The sequence below is a fragment of the Nocardia tenerifensis NBRC 101015 genome (assembly GCF_000308715.1).
Classification (GTDB): domain Bacteria; phylum Actinomycetota; class Actinomycetes; order Mycobacteriales; family Mycobacteriaceae; genus Nocardia; species Nocardia tenerifensis.
Map to the genome: position 1 here is coordinate 1 of NZ_BAGH01000116.1, position 19,224 is coordinate 19,224.

A 19,224-nucleotide genomic window follows, 5' to 3' on the forward strand; every position below is an offset into this window, starting at 1 on the left:
CGGTTGGTGTGGATCCGTCGGCCGGCGTGTCTTCGCCTCGGCGGTTGGTGTGGATCCGTCGGCCGGCGTGTCTTCGCCTCGGCGGTTGGTGTGGATCCGTCGGCCGGCGTGTCTTCGCCTCGGCGGTCGGTGTGAACCATCGACCGGCGCGCTCGAGGCACTTCGCCCCGCATCGGTGTCAAGTGGGCTGGCCCGCGCTCGTCCACCCGTCGACCGGCTCGCGGGCGGCAACAGTCGCCGGTCGAGGGGCACTCTCAGTCCTCGTTCGACACCCGCCAGCGAACTGCCGGGTCGGTTCGGCTGTCGCGGAGCGAGCGCGCCTTGTAGGCTTCGATCAACCCCAAGGAGATTCATGTCCCCGGCACGACACATCACCCTCATCCACGAACCGGGCGAATTCGCCGAGGCGCGGGCAAATGAAAAGGCCGAAAACGCGCGACAGAGCGCGGTGGCCGCACGCACCGTCGCCAGCTATTCACAGAATGCCGATGATTGCCAATCCCTATTGGCGATGCTCGGCTTGGACGCGCTAGCCGGCAAACAAGCCAGGCCCTGCGACTAGTCCATATCCCCGCAGGCGGCCGCCCCCACCGCCGTTCGCGGATATACGGTCCCGAAGTGGGCCACGAAAACCCTAGCGCCGCAAGAGTTTTGCGTTCGCATAATGGCTGCTGCCCGACCGCGACCGGCGGTCCGGAACCGCCGCGAACCTGCCTCCTGCGGTCACATACAGCGCTGTCCGAGATGCTCCCCATCGCCTCCTCGCGTGTGCGACAGCGCGGGCTCCGTTATGCCCACAGACCTCTCGCACCGTTCACAGGTCTTCTACCCTCTGTGAAGAGTGCGGTGGGTCTGTGGATTAATGGCGCGGTATGAATACAGGGGGGCGGGTTGCGATTTGATCGTGAAAGGGATTGGCCGCGCGTTGGATCGGCGGATTGTCCGCATCCGGACAACTCCGGCGCGGTCGACCTGCTGTACGCGGTCCGGCACGGCCAAAGCACGGCTAACGCAGCCTTCGCGACGAGCGCACCGTTCGAGCCCGACGACATGGCCATCGACCTGACCGAGCTGGGTCGTAGGCAGGCCGCCGCCACCGGCCGGTGGTTCGCCCTGCTCGACGCGGACCGGCTACCCGACCTGGTGCTCTGCTCCCCGTACCTGCGCGCCGTGCGGACCTGGCAAGGCATTGAGCGGGAACTGCGCGCGGCGCATCGCGATCCGCCGTGCCAGCGCATCGATCAGCGTCTGTACGACCGCGACCGCGGCGATCTGAAACACCTGTCGCCCGCCGCCGTGCGTGCGCGCTTTCCCGAGGAATTCGCGAAGGAGGCGCGCGATCCGCTCGGCTATCGGCCGCCCGGTGGCGAGTCGTTCGCGGACGTCGCGGACCGCCTGCGCGGCGTCGTGGCGGACCTCGCCGACGACCGTCGCCACCGCCGCGTCCTGATCGTGGCGCACGACGCGATCGTGCTGTTCCTGCGTCAGCTACTCGAAAACCTCACCGACACAGAGGTTTTGCAGATCTCAGAGGCGGGCCTCGCGGGCAACGGCTCGATCACGATCTGGCAGCGCACTTCTGACGGCTATCGGCTCCTGACCTACGACCAGCGCGCCCATTTGCCGCCGGGCTGAGCGACCGGCGCGGCTCACCGCTCGATGATGTTGTCGCGCATGGGTTGTGGCAGCGAGACCACGAGCTGCGAGACGTTCCGGCGGACCTGACCCACGCGCAGTTCCGGCGGCAGCGACGTCCAGACCTGCCGAATCTGTTCGCGCGCATGGTCCAGCTCGCCCTGCCGAGTCCACAGGGTCGCCATGTCGAGATCCAGCAGCGCGCGCCCGACCTTGTCCTTCTCGGCCATGGGCAGCTCTAGCATGCGATCGCGGATCGACTCGGCCGCGCGCCAGTCACCGATCGAGCTCAGCGCGTGCGACTGATGCCAGCGCAGAATGTATTCGGAGGTGCCGAGGTTGTCGTCGGTCGTCGCCGTGTCGGGCAGCGCGGAGAACATCCGCTCCGCCGCTTTGACCGCCTCCAAAGCGTCTCGGCGCCGCCCGATCCTGGCCTGGATGCCCGCCTCGGCCAGCAGACCGAACACGCCGGGCGCCGTCGGGCCGCGCCCGCTGGCCGCCTGCGCCGAACGTGCCGCGGCCAAACCCTGATCGAGGGCGTGCCGGTAGCACTCGTGGGTGTGCGCCATGTGGCCGGCCAGCCACGCCTCGAGCGTGGGGTCGCCCGCCTGGCGGGCGGCGCGGCGCGCCTTGGCGAACCACATGAAGGTGTCGTGCAGGTCGGCGACGTCGTTGAGCCGAAAGGCGATGAGCCCGGCGATGATCGCCTCGATGCGGTGCAGGCGCCGGTGCAGATCCGCCGAGTGATCGGCGAGTTTCACCTGCTGGACCTGAGCCAGATCGCGCATGCGCGCCGGAATGTATTCCGAAGGGGGCTGGACGTATACGAGGTAGCCGCTGAGTTCGAGACCTTCCTCCAGCATGCGGACGGTGTCGCGCGCGGTGGAGCCGACATGGGAAGCGGGGGTGACGATCAGGCGGCTCGACGTTGACACCGAAGGGGTTTCGTCGTCGTCGGTGTAGTCGTGGCCGAAGCCGAGCCGGTCCGGCCTGGTCCGATACAACTGGCACAGCGCGTCGAGGAACTGATACGACGGCATGTCCAGCCCTGTCTCCCAACGGGATACGCTCTGATGCGACAGGCCTCGACACGAAGAGCCTTCCGCGGCAACGATTGTCTGCAACCGGTGCGCGACGTCGACGAGCGTGAACCCGTAGGCGATCCGATGGGCGCGCAACAGCGACACTCCGCAATGCGACCGGACCGCGTGCACCTGATCCCACGTCGATCCACCGGCAGCTTCGTACTCGCGGACGACCCGCCTCCCGCACGCGATGCTGTGCGGCCCGTTCATATGACTTCCCCCTTGCCGCGTTCAGCTCCGTACTGTGCGAACGCACGCTGTGTTGTCGGTTGTCTCGCTGCGCTCGATCAATACCGGACCGCGCTGACACGCGGTTTCGGCATGCCCGAGGGCGCGCTGTTCTGTTGATTCAGTTGTCGACACCCGCTCATGACTCCACCCGTCACAGGCAAGGGCACACTGTGTTGTTGTGATCGGCTGTCGGTTCGCTCGCTGATGCTCGCTGACTAACATGTCCAGATCCTGTTCCATGGTCGAACACGCGTAAGGTTTCCGCGTTGTCCGCCCTTCCGACGGTATCCCTGTCCTGGTCTTTCGTCCATAATCAGGCGGTTCTGCGCGCGGGGCGTGCAAGCGCGGGGGATTCCTGGCCGGTTGACCGAATCGGCGGCACGCTGGGGGGCATGAAAAAAATCGTCATCGTCGGCAGGGTTCTGTCCAACCCGGAGTGCACCGCCGACGAGGATGACCACGTGTCATTCGCCCATAAGTTGGTGCACGTAATGACGCCTATCGCGACTGCGGTTACTGCCCTTGCCACCTTCGTGACCTGCGCCTCCGCAATGAATACCGTAGCTGTGACGGTCTTGGCCGTCGCCTGGGTCCTGGCCGGCTGGCTGGCCCGTGGGCGGCGTTGCCATTGCCGCACGGACCGACGGCATGTACTGCTTTCCCATGCCGCGGAGGGTTCCGCCTAGTCGACAATGCCCACAGATAACTGAGGCACGCACGGGGACGTGACGCCGTAGCGGGGCTCGTTTAGCCCCATACCGTTGTAGCTGCGGCGGGTCACGAAAAATACCCGGGAGTACGGTTCCCGGTGTTGCTCACGTCGGTAATGTGAGCAACATCAACGGGTCCGCGATCGTACAAAGCAGACAGTCAACTGACCTGCGCGGTATCGGAGCGCTGGTCCTGTTAACCGCGTCTTTTGCCATGCTCACGGTCCTGTCCCGCTATCTCGGAAACGGTTTCACCCCGCCCCAACAGGTCTATCTACGCACGGGCCTGGCGTTCTTCATCGCGATAGTCGTATTCAGTCGGTGGATCCGATGGCGCGCGATGCTTCGGATCCGCGTACGGGAATGGTGCGTGCTCGTCGGACGCACCGTCCTGTTGTACGTGGTAGGTACCACTTTGTTTTCCAAGGCCGCAGGAATGACGGCGGTGAGCGATATTTCGTTCATCGCCGCACTCCCGCTGGTCTCCGCGCTCGGGATGCTGCTGCGGAGCGTGCGCGTGTCCGCGGTTCGAGTGGTGTTCGTCGGCGGCTCGGCCGTCGGCGTCGCTATCCTGTCCGGATTCGGCGGAAATGCCGCGGGTTCGCTGAACTACGGCAATCTGATTGCGTTGGTCGCCATGGTGGCGATGTCGCTGAGTTATCTCGGCCGTGATTGGCACGACGGCTCTTTGAACAATCACGAGCTCACCACGCTGACCCTCGGCGTCGGAGCCGTCGGTGTCGTGCTCACCTCCGTGGTGCAGGCGGACGGACTCCCACACGTTCCGCAGCACACGCCCGCGTTAATGCTCTGGGCCGCAGTCGGTCTCGCCGGAATGCTGAGCGTGCTGAACGTCTTCCTCATCAACTACGCGTTCGACCGCCTCGACCCGGTGCTGAGCGGCAACATGCTGACCGTCGAATGCGTGTGGGGCCTGCTGTTCGGCCTGTTGTTTTTCGGGCAGGTGCCCACCTGGAGCGGAATCGCGGGCGGCGCAATCATTGTCCTGTGTGCACTGGCACTCAACCTGCTCGACGGACGCACCGCACCCGCCGACGCCGTGCCCGAGGAAGTAGTGCCCGCACCGTCTCATATCGAGAGCCCGCAATCGGATTTCGCCCTCGCCGTCGCCGAGCAATCCGCGCCGGTGCTCCGAATGTATATATCGGACGGTCCGGACGAACCGCGGTCGGAGCGGGAAGAGGAAGTGGCGGCGAGCCATTCGTGGATCGGTGCCTGGGTGAATGATCCGGCGAATGGCCCCGAGCGGCGGAGTGAGGCAAGCTGAGTTAGGTCAGCTGGACTGTGCGAGTGGCTGTTTCGTGGTGTCACGGGTCAGGTGTGCAGGGCTGATCGGAAGTCGGTGTCGCATCGGCGAATTGACGTTGTCGTGCGCGTTATTCGGCAGCCGTCGACTGCTTCGAGATGACGATGTCCACCACGCAGAGGCGATATAACGACGCCGCGCGGCTGAACGAGCGGGACGACCGGTGACGACGCGGTGGCGTTTATGTGCTGACCTGTGGCGGTCGGCGCTATGCGGGCTTAGGGTTGCCGTCGACGGCGTAGCCCTGATGTCGCTGGTGGGTCTGTGCCCACGGCACTTCGCTACCAGGCGTCCTCGCGCGCGTCCTCGAGGCGCTTGCGCGCCCGGTCGATCCACGCGGTGAACTGGGTTGCCAGATCAGCGGGAGCGGTCGGCCGGACGGTGATGTGCGACCCGCGGAGCTCGGTGTAGCGGCCGTCGCCGGTGATGTCGTGCCACTGCAGGACGTTCGAGGGCTGGGCGTGGGTGTGCAGGGGAGCGGTCAGCAGGACGGCGGTGCCGCCGCCGTCCGCCGGGCGGCCCAGGAGGCGCTGATACCGCTCGCGGGGACTCTGGTGGGTCGCGTCCTCGAGGTGTCCGTCGCGGCGGGGCGCGAGATCGTCGGGGTGGAAGGTGGCAGGCGCGGCCCCGCCCGGCGCGCACGACGGGATGGACTGGACGATGCGGGCGGGCAGCGATTCCGGGCCGAATAGGCGGACACGGATCGGGCCGTGCTCGGTCGCGGTGCCGCCCTGCATGAGCGTGACCGCGTGATAAGCGTTGCGCGCGCCGATGATTCGGTACTCGCGCAGGTCGTCGGGGCCGGTGCTGTTCTTGTGTTTACTTGTGCCGCCGAGGATTTCGATGCGCAGCTCCGAGGTGCCGAGCGTGTGCAGCGCCAGCTGGATCTCCTCCAGCTCGTCGGCGGTGTAGCGGTCGAGGACGGCGCGGCGGTGTGCGGCGAACTCGTCGCGCAGGGCGAAACGGCTGGTGTAGCGCAGCGGGCTGGGAATCCGGTCATGGGCGTCGGAATACCAGAGAGCCGCGAAATCATCTGGTTCCCAAGTCCATTCAGCCATGCCGGTCCGATCTCTTCAGGTCGTGCGTTCGATAAGTGTTGCGCGCGAGGGGATTACGCCACTAGGCCGCCGTATGCCGGCTCGCGTCGTGGTCTCGCGGCGAGCGGAGTGCCGCCCGGAACAGGGCGCACTGCCCCGCGACGGGCGGATCGGCTCGTCGCGGGGCCTGCGGTTCACGTCGGGATGTCGCCACCGATCACGCCGCCCGGAATGGTCCTCGGGAGCTCGCCGAGGAGCTCGTCGGTGTTCTCCTGGGTGATCAGGTAGTCGGGGATCTTGTGTTCGGAGTCGTCCTCGGACTTGCCGCCGCGCGCGCCCGCACCCATGCCGCCCACGCCGGGCGTGCCGGTCGCGCCGCGGGTCGCTGAGGTCGCGGCCGCTGCGGCCGGGTTGGCCGTGGTGCCCGGGGTGGACGGCGTGCCGGGGACGCTGCGGCCCGGCTGCGGCGTCCGCGTGGTCGGCGAGCCCGGGCTGCTCGGGCTGCGGGTGGTCGGACTGCCCGGAGTGCCGGGGGAGTGCGGTGTGCCCGTGCTCGTCGGCACCGTCTTCGTCGGATCGGTGGAGGTGGGGGTACCCGGGTTGGTCGTCGTCGGAGTGGTGCTCGCCGGGGTGGTCTGGGTGTTGCTCGGAGAGGTGGAGGCCGGCGTGGTCTGCTCCGTCTTCGGCTGCTCCGTCGACTCCTTGTTCGGGTTCGACGGGTCGCCGGGCTGCCCGCCGTTGTTGTCGCCGGGAGCCTTCGAATTCGGATCGGTGCCAGGGGTTTTCGGCTGGGTCGGCTGGCCGCCGGTGCCGCCCTCGTCTGTCTTGTAGCCGCCGGGCGGCGGGGTGATGTCGAGGGCCTTGGTCGGGCTCGTCGGCGTGGGCAGGACCGGGATCTTGCCGTCGATCTGGTTGAACGGCTGCACGTAGTGCTCGTTCATCGCCACACGCGCCTTCTGCGTCTCCTCGGACTGCTCACGATCCAGATTCCAGCGGCTCGGATGGAATATGCGGGACCTGATCGAGGTGTTGACCGTGTCGGGAATCGCCTTCTTGGTATTGACGATCGCGGTCGCGGCGTCGCGGACGCGGGTGTGCAACTCGGCCAGCGCGGGGGTGAGGGTGTGTGCGTCCGTCGCGTAAGTCTGGATCGAGTTCTTGGAGGCTTCCGCAGCTGGGCCGGACCACGCCTGGGAGATGGAGGTCTGGATGGAGCGGGCGAACGTTGATACGCCTTGCTCCCAGAGTTGGTGCATCTGCCAGTACCTTTCGGCCTGCTCGATGGCGCTGGTCGTGTCGAGCGGCTCGAAGGCGTCCTTGATCTCCGTATGGCCCCAACTGTCGGTGTGCTCGCCCCCGCCCGGGATTCGTGGTGGTTCGTATCCGGTCATCGTGCTGTCCCGTCGGGGAGGAGGTAGGGGCCAGCTGGGAGTTGGGCGGGTGGTCGTTCGGGAAGGGTTTCGTTCAGGCGGGTAAACTCCGCGGCGAAGTTGCTGTCCGCCTGCATCATTCGCTCGCGGACGGAGCGATAGGTCGTTTGGATATCTTCGACGATCTTGTAGTGCTGCTCCATGACCGCGTAGACATCGTTGCCGTCCTTCGCCGTCTTGGCCTTGCCCTTGAAACGATCAACCACTGTGCCTGCAGACACCATCTGTCTGTTGCTTTCGCCAAGTCCCCAACTGGGTTGGCCCGACACTTCTTCCGCGATCCTCTGGATACGTTGGATTGTGCGCTTGAAGTAGTCGCAGTCGCGGTCGATATAGACAAAGTCCTCAGGCTTCATCTGTACCGCCAGTTGACCTTCGCGGGCTGCGTTGACCAGATTTTCCATCGGTCGAGGCGATGTGTTCGGCTCGTCCCCCATAGTTCCTTCCCTCCCAGTCGTCCTGTCGCGGTTTGTGGTTTACACGTTCGCAGGCATGGTCGGTACGACTTTCTCCGCAAGCTTCCGCGTGAGTTCACACGTGTCGAGCTGTCCGGTGTTACGTCGCGACGGTGGATTGCTCAGGCTGACTTCGAGACTGCCACCCTTCATCTCCACATCCACAGTGCAGGCGGCGTCCGGGTGGTCTGTGGACTGCCGGGAAGAGATGGCTCGTCGGCCGTCGATGCTGAACTCGTGGGTATCAGGGAAATGCCGTGCGCGCACCATTTCGACGGTGATGTTCGTCGTCTGAATGCTTGCTGCGTATCCGTCTGTTTGAGCCCACAGGCAGCCGCGCCATTTGATTCCGCCGTCGACACTGGAGTTATCCGGCGTTTTGTCCAGCAGCTTCTCTGAGTCCAACACACTCTGCGGGACGTCTTTACACGGGTCGTAACCAGCAGGCACGTCTGGGGCGACGCTCGTCTTGGATGTGGATGAACTCCCCGCCTTTCCGTCCCCATCGTCCGACGGCCCACACCCCCCAAGCAAAACCACCGCACCACACCCAACGGCAACCACCCGCCACGAGTTCGACCTGCTCGTCATCGGATCCTTCGCCCGCCGGTGCTCGACAAGAACGCACGGGGCCGGACCGGCTTCTCCGCCCCCTCGTCAGCTCATGCTGACGCTACCGATGCGCCTACCTGGGTGCAAGCGAGTCCCGCCGCAGGTCGACGCCGTGGCAGAGCGTCGGCAGGGCGGGCGCGGGACCTCGTGTGAACGAAGTCCCGCGCCCGGCTCCCGTCCTCGGCTCAGCCGCGCGCCGGGCCGAGTGTGACGACGTGTCCTGTGGCGTTCATGTCGCGTGATCCTTCGCGATCCCGTGAATCAGTGCGCGACTACCGGATTCGTCCAGCGCGCAACGTTCCAGAACGGCATACGCCTCTTGGTACTGCCGCACCTCCTCGGTCTTCTGGAGGTACTCCGAGCCGGTGCGGCCCGGCCGGTAGACGACCGGCGGCTCGGTGAGCGGAGCCGTGGGGTGCCGCGCGAATTCGAGCAGCACGAACGGCCCGACCGCCAGACCCACGTACGCCTGCGCCGCGAACGGCACCACCCGCACCGAGACGTTCGGCAACTCACCGACCCGGGCGAGGTGGTCGAGCTGCTCGGCCATCACCGCCGGGCCGCCGACCGCCCGGCGCAGGCTGCCCTCGTCCACGATGGCGTCGAAGGTCAGCGGGTTGTCGGAGTCGGTGAGCCGCGCTTTGCGCCGGGTGAACAATTCGAGGCGCTGGTCGAGCTCCGCGGTGGGCATCGCGGGCGAATCGACCGCGATCATCGCACGCCGATAGGCGTCGGTCTGCAACAACCCCGGCAGCAGCACCGTTTGGTATGAGACGGTCCTTTTCGCGGACTCTTCCAGCCCGACGAACAAACTGAAATGTTCCGGAATGGAATTTCCATATGTCTGCCACCATCCGGTGCGGCGCGTTTCCGCCACCAATCCGAGCAGCATGCGCGTCACGTCCTCGGGCGCCCCGTACACCGCGCACAGTCGCTCGATGAACAGCGGATTCAACCGGACGTGCTGCCCCGTCTCCATCCGCCACAGTGTTTGTTTACCCACTCCTATCGCCTGGCGAGCGCTTTCCGCGCTGACGCCTGCGCTCTCCCGGAGCTCGCGTAGCTGACGCGCCAGCATGCGCCGGGGGATGGTAGATCCGGTCGGGGTCACGGCAATTCCCTTTCGTAGCCTCACTATTGGCCAGGTATGCAACTGGAACCTTTTGGCGGGAATTCTTGGAACCTTGGGCATTTTCACCAGATTCCACCCCTGAGAACATTTCCCGCCGCTCATTTCCGGTGCTTGACTGAACGCGCGCCCCGGTCCGTGTCATAGAAGTACTGAAACCTTATCGGCGACAGCGGGTTCAGGTCCACCCGGACCGGGCGTACCAAGCGTCCGATCGAGGGGAGTCGAGGTTATGCACGATCCAACGTTCGCCGATACCGCCGTTTCGCGCTGTGCGTATTACCGCCGTACCTGCGGTCTACCCGCCGGGATCCACCCGGAGGCGGGCCGGATCGTGGTGAAGGTCGGGCTCATCGGCGCGATCACCATGCCGGCCGGCCTGGGCCAGCGCATCCGCGACGACATGCTGTTCCGCGGCTGCCCGCTCGGCCCGGTGGTGGACCATATCCGCTCGCGCCGTTGGACTTTCCTGTGCCGGCCGGACATCCCGGAGGACGACATGCTGTTCACCGAGCTGTTCCGGCTGGACGTCTCCATCGTCCCGTTCGGCGGCGAGGTCGCCCTGCCGTCGCCGACCGACACGCAAACCCCCTCGCGCGCCTGGGTTGTCCCGCCGCGCGACACCTTCCGCCCGTCCGGCGCGGTCATCATCGACTACCTGCGCGCCTGCACCAGGAGGTCGGCCCGATGAGTGCCGCACTGCCCCAACCGGTGTCGATTCGAGCGGAGCGGGGGACCATCGGTTGAGCGGCCTGTTGCCGACGAGAAGCCAAGTGCTGCACGCCTGTCGCGGCGGCGAGGCCGATCATCCCGTGCTGCGCGCGGCCCGCGAGCTGACGACCCTGCACGAGCGCAGGTTCACCGAGGCCGGTGAAACCGTGCGCGAGATAGACGATTTCCGCGCCCGCCACGTGCGCGACATCGACCGCTGGGTCGCCGCGCACCTCCCGCCCGCGCGCGGCGGCGCCTACCTGCACACCGAGACCGTCGGCGCGATCCTCGACCGCCTCGCTCAACTCGCCGCCTTCGCCTACCTCGCGCTGGCCGAGGAGGCCGACTGGGACCTCTGGTTCGCGTGGGAGCGCCTTGCCGAACTCGCCGTCGGCTACGAGGATCTGGTCGACGAACTGAGCGCGGGACGTCGCAGGCTTCCCGGGGGGTGCGGAGAGTGAATTTTGTTCAGGTGACGCAATTTCCGTCACTGATTAGGTCACGATTCATCGGGTATCGGAGAACCGACAAGGGAGCGCCCATTATTGGGTTAACCTGCCGTGGATTGCCGGATAAGCCGAGGGAGTTGCCGTTGATAGTGGGCGGCAGATCGCGCTGGGCGGCCATGGCAGCTATCGCCACGGTCGCCGTCGCGCTGGGTGGATGCGGGACCATCACCACCGAGGCAACCGTGCCGTCCAGTATCGAATCCAGCGCCCCGCGCATTGCGAAAGCGCAGGTGGGAACGCCGGGTTCGGCGGAGCTGGCCGCCATCGCGCCGGGCACGGCCGACCTGATGGCGCGCATACGCGCGACGGACCCGTGTGCGCTGATGAATCGCGAATTCGCCGAGCGCTTAGGCGTATTCCAGCGTTTCGATCGCAGCCCCGGCACGGACCGGGGCAGCGGGTGGACGGGGTGTGGATTGATACTCAGCGCCCCGGACGACGCTTATTACTCTTTCGATCTGGAACTCGACAAGCTCTACACCGCCGGAAAACGCGCGGCCGACAAAATCGAGCAGGTCAACGGCCGCACCGTGTATCGCGGTGCGGGCAGCGACGACAGACCCGACGCGTACAGCTGTGAATATCGAATTCCGGCCGGGGACACGGGGTTTGCGCACCTCCTCTCCGTCGCCAAGCTGGCGGGCTCGGCGCGGACGCCGGTGCCGTGGTCGCAGCCCTGCCGATTCACCAGGGAGTACCTCGCCGCGTCCATCGACACCCTCACGGCGTTGCCGCCGCACCTGATCGATGTGCCGGGACGATCGCTCATGCAACGCAATCCGTGTGCGTCCACCGCGCAGATCACCGCACAGTTCCCCGGCTGGCAGATGACCCCGGTCGCCTGGCCGAAGGCCTACAAGTGCGTGATCACGCTCATGCAGCCCGGCGGCGCCAACCGCACGACCGTCGAGATCTCCTTTGATCAAACCAGCGAGCAGATGGTGAAGACCGGGGAGGTCCTGCGCGTGCCCTCCGGTCTCGACGGCGGCCAGTCCATCCAGTACGCGCGCCACACGAATGTCGACGGGCTCACCGGCATAGAGCTGCGCACGGTCCAGTCCACCGACCCGACCCGGCAGAACTCCAGCTGCGCGATCACGCTGAACTACCGCCGCGCCGACCCGCCCACCGCCAACAACGCGCACCTGCTGACCATCTCGGTGAACCTGGCCCCCGCCGCCCCGCCGTTCCCCTTCGACGCCTGCGCCCAGGCGACCACGCTCACCCCGACGGTGCTGCACGCGATCCCCTGACGAACGACCGCGGCAGGCGTTGTCGGCTACGAGGCGATGACTCCGCACCGAACGAGTTCATGGCCGCGCCCCTGGCGGGCCGACGGCGATTCGTGTATAGGCAATTAGACTGTTGATCAGACGGACCGTGTCCGCATGATCTTGTGCGAAGCGGGGTATGCCCGGTGCGGCGTGCCCGAGGACGAAGCGAGGAGGTGGTCCGATGTCGAGCACCGAGGACAGGCGCTTCGAGGTCCTGCGCGCGATCGTCGCCGACTATGTCGCGACCAAGGAGCCGATCGGGTCGAAAAGCCTGGTGGAGCGGCACAATCTGGGTGTCTCCAGTGCGACCGTGCGCAACGACATGGCGGTGCTGGAGGCCGAGGGCTACATCACCCAGCCGCACACCAGCTCTGGGCGCATCCCGACCGACAAGGGCTACCGCCAGTTCGTCGATCGCATCGCCGAGGTGAAGCCGCTGTCCGGGGCCGAGCGGCGCGCGATCATGGAATTCCTGGAGTCAGGCGTCGATCTCGACGACGTGCTCCGCCGCGGTGTGCGGTTGCTGGCACAGCTGACCAGGCAGGTCGCGGTCGTGCAGTATCCGTCGGTGTCCGCGTCGACGGTCCGGCACATCGAGGTGGTCGCGCTGAATCCCGCGCGGCTGCTGCTCGTGGTGATCACCGACACAGGCCGGGTCGACCAGCGACTCGTGGAACTCGGCGCGCTCATCGATGACGAGGATCTGGCCGCGCTGCGCGGCATGCTCGGCGGCGCGATGGACGGCAAGCGACTGGCCGCCGCGTCCGCCGCGGTCGCGGAGCTACCCGAGCGGGCGCCGCTGCGCCTGCGCGACGTGCTGATCCGGGTGTCGACCGTGCTGGTGGAGACGCTGGTCGAACATCCCGAGGAGCGACTGGTCCTCGGCGGCACCGCCAATCTCACTCGTAACGCGGCGGATTTCGGCTTCCCTGGTTCGCTGCGTGACGTGCTGGAGGCGCTCGAGGAGCAGGTGATCGTGCTCAAACTGCTGGCCGCCGCGCAGCAGCCGGGCACCGTGACGGTCCGCATCGGCGAGGAGACCCAGGTCGAGCAGATGCGCGGCACCTCGGTGGTGTCGACCGGCTACGGCACCTCGAACGCGATCCTCGGCGGCATGGGCGTGCTCGGACCCACCCGGATGGACTACCCCGGAACCATCGCCTCGGTCGCGGCGGTCGCCCGGTACATCGGCGAGGTGCTCGCCGAACGCTGAGCGCGGCTATGCCGCTGATACGCTCGTAGTTCCGGCCGGATAAAGTTGAGTGCATCCGACTAATGCCGAGCATCGGCACGCGGTTGGAGCGGTGAAGCACCGTCGGCACTGTCGAGAACGACCAAGGACTAGAGAACTCAAGTGGCACGGGACTACTACGGACTGCTCGGCGTCGCGAAGAACGCGACCGACCAGGAGATCAAGCGCGCCTACCGCAAGTTGGCGCGGGAGCTCCATCCCGACATCAACCCGGATGAGACGGCGCAGGCCAAGTTCAAGGAAGTGTCGGCCGCCTACGAGGTGCTGTCGGATCCGGAGAAGCGGCGCATCGTCGACCTCGGCGGCGACCCGCTCGAGTCCGGCGGCGGTGGCGGCGGTTTCTCCGGCGCCGGCTTCGGCGGACTGGGCGACGTGTTCGAGGCCTTCTTCGGCGGCATGAGCTCTTCGGGTGGCGCGCGCAAGCCGCGCGGGCGGGTGCAGCCCGGCGCGGACTCGCTGCTGCGGACCCGGCTCAGCCTCGCCGAGTGCGCGGTCGGCGTCACCAAGCATCTGACCGTGGACACCGCGATCCTGTGCGACGTGTGCACGGGCTCGGGCACCAACGGCAAGTCCAAGCCGGTGCGCTGCGAAACCTGCGGCGGCGCAGGCGAAGTGCAGTCCGTGCAGCGGTCGTTCCTGGGTCAGGTGCTCACCTCGCGCCCCTGCCCGACCTGCCGGGGCGCGGGCGAGACCATCCCCGATCCGTGCCACAAGTGCGGCGGCGACGGCCGGGTGCGCGCGCGGCGCGAGATCGCCGCGCCGATCCCCGCCGGTGTCGCCAACGGCATGCGGGTGCGGCTGGCCGCGCAGGGCGAGGTCGGCCCGGGCGGCGGGCACGCCGGTGACCTGTACGTCGAGATCGTCGAGCAGCCGCACGACGTGTTCGTCCGCGACGGCGACGACCTGCACTGCACCATCCGCGTCCCGATGGTCGACGCCGCGCTCGGCACCACCGTGGTGATCGACACCATCCTGGACGGCCCGACCGAGCTGACCATCGCGCCGGGCACCCAGCCGGGCGAGGTCTCGGTGCTGCGCGGCCACGGCATGCCGCGGCTGCGCTCCGGCGCGCGCGGCGACCTGCTCGCGCACCTGGACATCGTGATCCCCGCCAAGCTGGACGGCAAGCAGACCGAGCTGCTGCGCAAGTACAAGGGCATGCGCCCCGGCGAGCGCGCCGAGGTCATGTCGACCCAGTCCGAGCACAACAGCGGCCTGTTCGCCAGGCTGCGGGCCTCGTTCAGCGGGCGCTAGTTGGCCGCGACGGTCTTCTACCTCGACGAGGTGCCCGAGCCGGGCGCCGTCGCGGTGCTCGACGGGCCGGAGGGCAGGCACGCCGCGACGGTGCGCCGCATCCGGGTCGGCGAGCCGATCACGCTGTCGGACGGGCGCGGTGTGCTCGCCGAATCGGAAGTCGTTGCGGCGCAACGCGACCGGCTCGAGCTGCGGGTGTTGAATCGGGCTGTCGCGCAACCGGTTTCGCCGCGCGTGACGGTCGTTCAGGCCCTGCCGAAGTCGGACCGCTCCGAGCTGGCCGTCGAGTTGATGACCGAGGCGGGCGCCGACGCCATCATCCCGTGGCAGGCCGCGCGCTGCATCGCCAACTGGGAAGGCAAGGCGGGCAAGGCCGTCGACAAATGGCGCGGTGCGGCGCGGTCCGCGGCTCGCCAGTCGCGCCGGCCGTACATTCCCGAGGTGGCGGACCTGCACCGCACCCGCGACCTGCTCGAGCTGATCCGGAAGCCCAAGGCGGACGGCGCGATCGTCGCCGCGTTGCACGAATCCGGCACGGGCCGTTTCACCGAGCTCCCGTTCGCGGGCGTGCCGGAGGTCGTGCTGATCGTCGGGCCCGAGGGCGGCCTCGACGACTCCGAACTGAGCAGCCTTGCGGAAGCGGGTGCCGACATCGTCCTGCTCGGCCCGACCGTGCTGCGCACCTCTACGGCCGCGGCCGTCGCTTTGGGCGCGCTCGGCGCTTTGACCACTCGCTGGTAGTCGCCGTGCCCAGGAGCATTCACGAGCCTCGTCGGGTCCTGTCGTAGGCGAGTCCCGCGGTCAGGCCGATGCCGACGCCGAGGGCGACGCCGAGAGCGATGTTGTCGAAGAGCGTGAGGCCGAGGGCGACGCCCATGGACAGGCCAAGGGCTAGGCCGACCGCCAACCCGTTGGCCGATGACTTACCTTCGTTATTGCTCACGATCTAGGTTATCCAGTCGGCTGAGGGCGTCCGCGACCTGCCCAGGTTCGGTACGCCGCGCTCCTTCGCGAAGCATCAAGGCCCCCACGAGAATCGCGGCGACGACGAGGAGGGCGGCTACGCACAGCACCAGGCCGAGCCAACCGTGGTGGGTGAAGGCGATACCGCTCGCCCCACCGATGACGGCGCTGCCCACGTAGAACGAGAACAGATACAGCGACGACGCCGCGCCGCGGTTGCCGCGCGCCAGCACGCCGACCCACGCGCTCGCCACGCTGTGCGCGCCGAAAAACCCTGCGGTGCAAAGCCCTATGCCCACGATGACGGCCACCAGGTTGTCGGGCACGGTCATGGCCAGCCCGACGGCCATGAGCACGACGACCGCGAGCAGAACGCGCGGCCGCCCGATGCGATCGGCGAGGCGGCCCGCCACCGCCGAGGACGCCGTCCCGGCGAGGTAGAGCGTGAACACCAAACCCGCTACGGCGTCGGGCAATTCGAACGGCGGCTGGGTGAGGCGGTAGCCGAGGAAGTTGTAGAGCGAGACGAACCCGCCGACCAGCACGACGGCCAGCCCGAACAACGCGAGCAGCCCGCGATGCCGCAGCTGTGCGATGAGATCGCCGACGACCGTGCGGATCCCGGCGGGCCGGGCCACGAATCCGCGTGAGGGCGGCAGCCGGCGCACGAACCACAGGGTGCACACCGCCGCCGCCACCGAGATGCTCGCCTCGGCCCACCGCCAGGACCCGACGCCCAGCGCGAACGCGGGCACGACCCGCCCGGCCAGCCCGCCCATGCTCGTTCCCGCGACATAGACGCCCATCGCCGCGCCCAGTCCCTCGCTCCGAATCTCCTCGGCGAGATACGCCATGGCGACCGCGGGTACGCCCGCCAGCGTGAGCCCTTGGAGCGCGCGTCCGGCCAGCAACACCTCCAGCGAGGGGCTGAACGGCAACATCAGGCCGATCGCCGCCGAGCTCACCGCCGACACCGTCATCACCCGCGTCCGGCCGATGCGGGACGACAAGGCGCTCACCGGAATGATCGCCAGCGCCAGAAACCCGGTCGTGAGCGAGACCGCGAGCGCCGCATGGGCGGGAGCCGCGCCGAACGCCGCGGACAGGCTCGGCAGCAACGCCTGCGTGCTGTACATGGTCGCGAAGGTCGCCAGCCCCGCCGCGAACAGCGCGGTGGAGATCCGGCGTTCGTGCGACGTGCTGCCCTCGGCGGGACGGGTCTGCGCGACGGTCATCGGTCAAGAATCGTCCTATCATTCTTCCGAAGGGAAATGCATAATGCGGGACGAGTTCATGCGCTGACGACATATGGAAAGGGCAGCCATGCCGACCCCGCACACTCCTGTGACGCCTATCACGAGCCGACTCGGCTAGGGCAGCCATGCTGGCAGAGGACCTCGAATGGTTCACCACCCTCGCCGAACTCGAGCGGGTGGGCGCGGCGGCCGAGCGGCTGCACATCGCCCAGCCGACCCTGTCGCGCATGCTCGGCCGGCTGGAGCGCAGGCTCGGCGTGGAACTGTTCGACCGGCGCGGCAAACGCATCACCCTCAACGAGTTCGGCCGCGTCTATTACGAACACGCGCGCCGCGCGCAGGCCGAACTCGACGCGGCGGGCAAGTACATCGCCGATCTCAGCAGCCCCGCCAATGGCGTTGTGCGCCTGTCCTTTCTGCATTCCTTCGGCGGCTGGCTCGTTCCGCAATTGGTCGGCGAATTCCGCCGCGGGTCGGCCAGGCTCACCTTCGCGCTGCGGCAGGGTCCCGCCGAAATGGTGGCCACCGATGTGCTCGACGGGACCTCCGATCTCGGCATCGTCTCGCCCCGCCCGGCCGTGTCCGGCATCGGCTGGCACGGCCTGCTGCGGCAGCGGCTCGCGCTGGCCGTGCCGGTCGGCCATCGGCTCGCGGGGCGGCGTCAGGCGCGCCTGGCCGAGGTCGCCGACGAAGACTTCATCGCCATGCATCCGGGCTTCGGCATGCGCCGCATCGTCGACGACCTGTGCGCCGCCGCCGACCTGCGCCCGCGCATCGCGTTCGAGGCCAGCGACCTGATCACCGTCGCCGGGCTGGTCGCCGCCGGGCTCGGCGTCGGCGTGCTGCCGGAGGAGGATCTCGGCCCGTCGAGCGTCGGCCGGGTCGCGGGCGCGCCCGCCGAGGCGCGCCGGTCCGGCCCGGTCCTGATCCCGCTCGCCGACGCGGGCGCGACCCGCGAGGTCGGACTCGTGTGGTCGGCCGCGGCCTCCACCTCGGGCGCCGCTCGGCGTTTTCGTGATTTCACCGAGGATTGGGCGCGACGGCGCCGGGGAATCCCCTGATCACCCGATCGTTCCATTAGCGGCTTATTCACTGGGCGGTGTCGGTGGGGCGCGTTAAACTTTCATCAACACAGCAGCACGTCGAGACCGGAAAGCAGGCTATAGCCACTTTTGAGAACACAAGGCGAGATCGGCGACCCGACGACATCCACGGCCGGTATCGGCGCCGACACCAGTACATCGGGTCCCGCGGCACGCACAGTGCGTTCCAGCATCGAACTCGCTCCCGAATCCGTGTTCCCGTTCCTCGGTTCGGCCGACCAGAACCTGCGTGAACTCGAAGGGCTGCTCGACGCGGACATCCACGTCCGCGGCAACTCCGTCACCCTCACCGGCAAGGCGGCCGACGTCGCCCTCGCCGAGCGGGTCATCGAACAGCTCGTCGCGCTCACCGGCCGCAACCGCGTGGTGACCCCGGAGGCGGTGCGGCACACCGTGTCGATGCTCACGGAGGGCTCCTCGGACTCCCCGGCCGAGGTGCTCAGCCTCGACATCCTGTCCCGGCGCGGCAAGACCGTCCGGCCCAAGACGCTGAACCAGAAGCGCTACGTCGACGCCATCGACGCCAACACCATCGTGTTCGGCATCGGGCCCGCGGGCACCGGCAAGACGTACCTGGCGATGGCCAAGGCCGTGCAGGCCTTGCAGACCAAACAGGTCACCCGCATCATCCTCACCCGTCCCGCGGTGGAGGCGGGGGAGCGGCTCGGCTTCCTGCCCGGCACGCTGAACGAGAAGATCGACCCGTACCTGCGCCCGCTGTACGACGCGCTGCACGACATGATGGATCCCGAGGCCATTCCGAAGCTGATGGCCGCAGGCGTCATCGAGGTCGCGCCGCTGGCGTACATGCGCGGCCGCACGCTCAACGACTCGTTCATCGTGCTCGACGAGGCGCAGAACACCACGGCCGAGCAGATGAAGATGTTCCTCACCCGGCTCGGGTTCGGCTCGAAGATCGTGGTGACCGGCGACGTCAGCCAGGTCGACCTGCCGACCGGCGCGCGGTCCGGGCTGCGTGCGGCGAGCGAGATCCTCGGCGACATCGACGACATCCACTTCTCGACCTTGACCAGCAGCGACGTCGTCCGGCACCGGCTGGTCGCCGACATCGTCGACGCCTACGACCGGGCCGAGTCCGAGGCCAGGCCGCAGGTCGGCCCGCACTATCCGGGCAACCGGGCGCAGCGTCGTGCCGCCAGCCGCGGCGACCGGCGCTGACCGGCGCGCGCGACGCCGGGTCCGGCCGGCCCGGTGACGTCGGGTGTCGACCCTCGGCGTCGCGGCAGTGAC

The 19,224-nt window shown here is 67.7% G+C and carries 20 protein-coding genes; 12 read left to right on the forward strand and 8 right to left on the reverse strand.

The annotated features are described in order from the left end of the window. Positions 1-352: 352 nt before the first annotated feature. Both ON39_RS09235 and ON39_RS09240 read left to right on the forward strand, forming a co-directional pair. Positions 353-562 (forward strand): hypothetical protein, encoded by a 210-nt coding sequence (locus ON39_RS09235; RefSeq protein ID WP_040732939.1) that lies wholly within the window; start codon positions 353-355, stop codon positions 560-562. A 329-nt stretch (positions 563-891) separates the two neighbouring features. After that, positions 892-1,635: a histidine phosphatase family protein gene (locus ON39_RS09240; RefSeq protein ID WP_157195424.1), complete on the forward strand. Its 744-nt coding sequence runs from the start codon at positions 892-894 to the stop codon at positions 1,633-1,635. A gap of 14 nt (positions 1,636-1,649) precedes the next feature. Here ON39_RS09240 and ON39_RS09245 read toward each other — a convergent pair whose 3' ends face one another. Further along, positions 1,650-2,930: a helix-turn-helix domain-containing protein gene (locus tag ON39_RS09245; RefSeq protein WP_083894338.1), complete on the reverse strand. Its 1,281-nt coding sequence runs from the start codon at positions 2,928-2,930 to the stop codon at positions 1,650-1,652. Between the two features lie 413 nt (positions 2,931-3,343). Here ON39_RS09245 and ON39_RS09250 point away from each other — a divergent pair, with 413 nt between their 5' ends. Both ON39_RS09250 and ON39_RS09255 read left to right on the forward strand, forming a co-directional pair. Further along, on the forward strand, positions 3,344-3,637 hold the full coding sequence (locus ON39_RS09250; RefSeq protein ID WP_040732942.1) for a hypothetical protein: 294 nt from the start codon (positions 3,344-3,346) through the stop codon (positions 3,635-3,637). A 142-nt stretch (positions 3,638-3,779) separates the two neighbouring features. Continuing rightward, positions 3,780-4,949 (forward strand): DMT family transporter, encoded by a 1,170-nt coding sequence (locus ON39_RS09255; RefSeq protein WP_146251249.1) that lies wholly within the window; start codon positions 3,780-3,782, stop codon positions 4,947-4,949. Between the two features lie 320 nt (positions 4,950-5,269). Here the strand turns inward: ON39_RS09255 and ON39_RS09260 are convergent, their stop codons facing one another. The 5 genes from ON39_RS09260 to ON39_RS09275 form a co-directional block, all read right to left on the reverse strand. Beyond that, positions 5,270-6,046, reverse strand: coding sequence for an ESX secretion-associated protein EspG (locus ON39_RS09260; RefSeq protein WP_040732944.1), 777 nt, complete (start codon positions 6,044-6,046; stop codon positions 5,270-5,272). A 173-nt stretch (positions 6,047-6,219) separates the two neighbouring features. After that, positions 6,220-7,416 carry a WXG100 family type VII secretion target gene (locus ON39_RS09265; RefSeq protein WP_040732946.1) on the reverse strand — a complete coding sequence of 399 codons (1,197 nt, stop codon included), beginning with the start codon at positions 7,414-7,416 and terminating at the stop codon, positions 6,220-6,222. Further along, entirely contained in the window at positions 7,413-7,859 is a 447-nt protein-coding gene (locus ON39_RS09270; RefSeq protein WP_051186446.1) for a hypothetical protein, read from the reverse strand. Before ON39_RS09270 ends, ON39_RS09265 begins: the two co-directional genes overlap by 4 nt. 72 nt (positions 7,860-7,931) lie before the next feature. After that, positions 7,932-8,501 (reverse strand): DUF3558 domain-containing protein, encoded by a 570-nt coding sequence (locus ON39_RS47095; protein WP_083894339.1) that lies wholly within the window; start codon positions 8,499-8,501, stop codon positions 7,932-7,934. A 250-nt stretch (positions 8,502-8,751) separates the two neighbouring features. Next, positions 8,752-9,600, reverse strand: coding sequence for a helix-turn-helix domain-containing protein (locus ON39_RS09275; protein ID WP_063713328.1), 849 nt, complete (start codon positions 9,598-9,600; stop codon positions 8,752-8,754). 283 nt (positions 9,601-9,883) lie between these two features. Between ON39_RS09275 and ON39_RS09280 the strand changes: the two genes are divergently transcribed. The 6 genes from ON39_RS09280 to ON39_RS09305 all read left to right on the forward strand — a co-directional run bounded on the left by ON39_RS09280 (position 9,884) and on the right by ON39_RS09305 (position 15,392). Continuing rightward, the gene (locus tag ON39_RS09280) at positions 9,884-10,342 is read left to right on the forward strand and encodes a hypothetical protein (RefSeq protein ID WP_040732950.1); all 459 of its coding nucleotides are present in this window, start codon (positions 9,884-9,886) and stop codon (positions 10,340-10,342) included. A gap of 52 nt (positions 10,343-10,394) precedes the next feature. Further along, positions 10,395-10,823, forward strand: a complete 429-nt coding sequence (locus tag ON39_RS09285) for a DUF4254 domain-containing protein (RefSeq protein ID WP_051186448.1) — start codon at positions 10,395-10,397, stop codon at positions 10,821-10,823. A gap of 104 nt (positions 10,824-10,927) precedes the next feature. Next, positions 10,928-12,124, forward strand: a complete 1,197-nt coding sequence (locus ON39_RS09290; protein ID WP_146251250.1) for a DUF3558 family protein — start codon at positions 10,928-10,930, stop codon at positions 12,122-12,124. 202 nt (positions 12,125-12,326) lie between these two features. Further along, positions 12,327-13,358: a heat-inducible transcriptional repressor HrcA gene (gene hrcA / locus ON39_RS09295; RefSeq protein WP_040732953.1), complete on the forward strand. Its 1,032-nt coding sequence runs from the start codon at positions 12,327-12,329 to the stop codon at positions 13,356-13,358. Positions 13,359-13,499: 141 nt separating this feature from the next. After that, complete coding sequence (dnaJ, locus tag ON39_RS09300) at positions 13,500-14,651, forward strand: molecular chaperone DnaJ (RefSeq protein ID WP_040732954.1); 1,152 nt, start codon at positions 13,500-13,502, stop codon at positions 14,649-14,651. Next, a complete protein-coding gene (locus tag ON39_RS09305) occupies positions 14,652-15,392 on the forward strand; it encodes a 16S rRNA (uracil(1498)-N(3))-methyltransferase (protein ID WP_040732955.1) in 741 nt (246 codons plus the stop codon). Positions 15,393-15,411: 19 nt separating this feature from the next. Here the strand turns inward: ON39_RS09305 and ON39_RS48570 are convergent, their stop codons facing one another. Continuing rightward, the gene (locus ON39_RS48570) at positions 15,412-15,594 is read right to left on the reverse strand and encodes a glycine zipper domain-containing protein (protein ID WP_146251251.1); all 183 of its coding nucleotides are present in this window, start codon (positions 15,592-15,594) and stop codon (positions 15,412-15,414) included. After that, the gene (locus ON39_RS09315) at positions 15,584-16,849 is read right to left on the reverse strand and encodes an MFS transporter (RefSeq protein WP_051186449.1); all 1,266 of its coding nucleotides are present in this window, start codon (positions 16,847-16,849) and stop codon (positions 15,584-15,586) included. Before ON39_RS09315 ends, ON39_RS48570 begins: the two co-directional genes overlap by 11 nt. 146 nt (positions 16,850-16,995) lie before the next feature. Between ON39_RS09315 and ON39_RS09320 the strand changes: the two genes are divergently transcribed. Further along, on the forward strand, positions 16,996-17,931 hold the full coding sequence (locus tag ON39_RS09320) for a LysR family transcriptional regulator (protein ID WP_040732957.1): 936 nt from the start codon (positions 16,996-16,998) through the stop codon (positions 17,929-17,931). 159 nt (positions 17,932-18,090) lie between these two features. Continuing rightward, complete coding sequence (locus tag ON39_RS09325; protein WP_040732971.1) at positions 18,091-19,152, forward strand: PhoH family protein; 1,062 nt, start codon at positions 18,091-18,093, stop codon at positions 19,150-19,152. Positions 19,153-19,224 lie beyond the last annotated feature (72 nt).